This window comes from Segatella maculosa OT 289 (genome assembly GCF_000243015.1).
Lineage (GTDB): Bacteria > Bacteroidota > Bacteroidia > Bacteroidales > Bacteroidaceae > Prevotella > Prevotella maculosa.
The window spans coordinates 1-2,355 of record NZ_JH594507.1; the positions used below are offsets into that span (position 1 = coordinate 1).

2 protein-coding genes and 3 pseudogenes are annotated in these 2,355 nt (G+C 35.1%); 2 read left to right on the plus strand and 3 right to left on the minus strand.

All coding sequences use genetic code 11. The annotated features are described in order from the left end of the window. Positions 1-3: 3 nt before the first annotated feature. Both HMPREF9944_RS13525 and HMPREF9944_RS13490 read right to left on the minus strand, forming a co-directional pair. Positions 4-141 (minus strand): annotated as a pseudogene (locus HMPREF9944_RS13525) (IS1380 family transposase); the annotation flags it as partial. Between the two features lie 11 nt (positions 142-152). Further along, positions 153-344, minus strand: a pseudogene (locus HMPREF9944_RS13490) (hypothetical protein); the annotation flags it as partial. Between the two features lie 237 nt (positions 345-581). On the opposite strand from HMPREF9944_RS13490, the gene HMPREF9944_RS09410 reads away from it, so the two are divergent. Together HMPREF9944_RS09410 and HMPREF9944_RS12810 are read left to right on the plus strand one after the other, a co-directional pair. Further along, a complete protein-coding gene (locus tag HMPREF9944_RS09410) occupies positions 582-1,733 on the plus strand; it encodes a DUF2931 family protein (RefSeq protein ID WP_052300160.1) in 1,152 nt (383 codons plus the stop codon). A 4-nt stretch (positions 1,734-1,737) separates the two neighbouring features. Continuing rightward, positions 1,738-1,989, plus strand: a complete 252-nt coding sequence (locus HMPREF9944_RS12810; RefSeq protein ID WP_008565986.1) for a hypothetical protein — start codon at positions 1,738-1,740, stop codon at positions 1,987-1,989. On the opposite strand, the pseudogene HMPREF9944_RS09415 reads toward HMPREF9944_RS12810, so the two are convergent. Continuing rightward, positions 1,978-2,226, minus strand: a pseudogene (locus HMPREF9944_RS09415) (IS4 family transposase); the annotation flags it as partial. The gene HMPREF9944_RS12810 and the pseudogene HMPREF9944_RS09415 sit on opposite strands and share 12 nt — an antisense overlap. Between the last annotated feature and the right edge of the window lie 129 nt (positions 2,227-2,355).

A 2,355-nucleotide genomic window follows, 5' to 3' on the forward strand; every position in this document is an offset into this window, starting at 1 on the left:
TGTTTATTCAATGAAGACCTCAGAGTAGTAGGTTTTATTTGTATATAGGTTCAGAACGTTCTGCCTTCCAGTGCGCACCCATTTTGCTGGCACGCTGACAAAATGCAGGATAAAGGCTTTCAGCCTGCTTGTCTTTTTCAATGGCTTGACCTCCCTCCACAAAGGTAGCTGAAGAAGAGAGAGCCGAAAATACTTCCATGGCTGAATGCTTTGCCGCTACTTCCACGTTTGCCCAATACAGATTCGGTAAGTTTTTCAAAGCCCAACTTTGAGAAAACGTCCATAATGTGATAAATTCCACCGAAGGAAGTGATATTCTCGTTTTTAATTGCTACCTTTGTCATGTCAGATTTTGTCTATTTTTTGTTTGCAGCACCAAGATAGGTGAAAATTCTGACATATCCAAGTGTTTTGAGAACTTTGTTTCCCAGGCACTTGGAGTTCTCACAAGAATTTATGCTGCGGAATTAAGGATACACATGGAATTAAATGAGGATACAGTTATTGCATCAAAAAAGAGAATGTATGTTAAAGGTAAAGTTCAGGTAGATGTTGCAAAAGGTTAATTGCATATATAAGGCATGGCAAATAAAGGCTTATTTATACATACAATAATTATTATGGTGTCGGTTTTTATCTGTACATCATGTAAATCTAATGTTAAGATGCAGCCAAAAACGCAATTTGTTTGGGAGCCTTCGGTTGCAGCTCCAATATATTATCCGGTTGAAACCAAATATGCTTTTGTTACTTTCGGAGAAAGCGGACGGTATCCTATTATGGAAAATTTTATCGGTACCGGTATCGGAGTACATTCTGGTGGTGTCGGATTAGATGATTTTGATACGGAAGGAGGTTTTGATCTTCCCAACGGTTTAGATGTATTATGGCTTTCTTATGCAGAGAAGAAGTATTATAAAGCCAATATCAAATTTAGTCAAGAACTACAGGATAGGATCTTGGAATTATTTCGTGAAAATGTTTATGATAGCGAATATAAGAAAAATAGACACTATACGGGATTTGTTGTGACATTGCTACCGGGAGGTAAAATTTGGCTGTATTTGGATTGTACAACAAGATGTACATTAGTTTGTGATTCTTTGCAGGGAAAAGAAGTTCAGGTGTCATTAAAAGATTTTGAAAAAGATGCTTTTATGATACATGGTACGACGGAAAAGCTTTGCGAAAGTGCCATTAAAGATTACGAAGGTGCTGCAGAAAATTTGAAAAAGAATGGTATTCCTCTCAATTTATGGGATCAATACGCAGAACGCTTCAGATATGACTTGAAAATTGTGTTTGAAAATGAAAAGACTATTTTATCTCCTGATGTGATGAGTCATTTTTCGAACGGTGAATTATATTGTAATGACGACCGTGTTCCCAAAGATATGCAAGCGCGTATAAAATATATCATCTGTCGTTGGCGAGTAGCAGATACTTTATATATGGGTGAGTTTTTCTTTGATGAGGAAGAAGTGTTGCGTTCATTCCCTTTGGCATTAGGACGGGATTGCCGACAAAAGGGTGAGTTAATTGTTCATATCGATAAATATAATAATGGCTTCGATATTTTTTTACAAGTAGGAGATAAAAAATATGAATTGGAGGAAACCAAAATACATGTGTTTAGAGAAACACCGGAAAATAAAGATAGTGATGATGATGATATTTTTTTTAATAATCATAGAGATCAGCATTCAAGCACTTTTAAATTTATAGGAGAATAAGAGTATGAATGAATATACGAACCGCAAATGTAAGGCAGGATTACCTTCAAAATCATCTCCTCCATCAAAAGAAAAGAGAAAGATCAGCATTACTATGGGTGTCTTTTTTGATGGTACCAAAAACAATAAATATAACATAGACCATTGGGAAAATATAGATGATAGCTATCAAGGTTCATACACCAATGTGGCATCTTTATGGGATATGTATGAAACTTCTCTTAAAAATCCTAATCGACTTATTACCATGATTTGAAAGCTCATATATCTTATGTTTGCATATACTGTGAATACTTTCACCCACAATGCGGAAGAGGCAAAGAGAAAGGATTAATTCCGAAGCCGAAACTCCATCATGTTTCTCCAATGACAGGCGAGATAACAAGTGACCAATGCCAAACTTGCCAAAAAGATGAAATAAAGCATCACTCATTCGAGTTTTAACACTCAAAAGTTTGGATAACTCACTTATTTTCTCTATTTTTGCTTCCATAACAGCTTTGTTGTCTTGTCTTTAAAATCAGTTCTTTAGCGATTACTAATTTACAAAGAAAATTCGACAAACTGTTATTTTTTCTATCTATTTATTAGGGTGGGAAACTTTAGTAATATAATTATATTT

Excerpts from the sequence above, each read along its gene's own strand:
- HMPREF9944_RS09410 (WP_052300160.1), top strand. The coding sequence starts at position 582 with ATGGCAAATAAAGGCTTATTTATACATACAATAATTATTATGGTGTCG.
- HMPREF9944_RS12810 (WP_008565986.1), top strand. The coding sequence starts at position 1,738 with ATGAATGAATATACGAACCGCAAATGTAAGGCAGGATTACCTTCAAAA.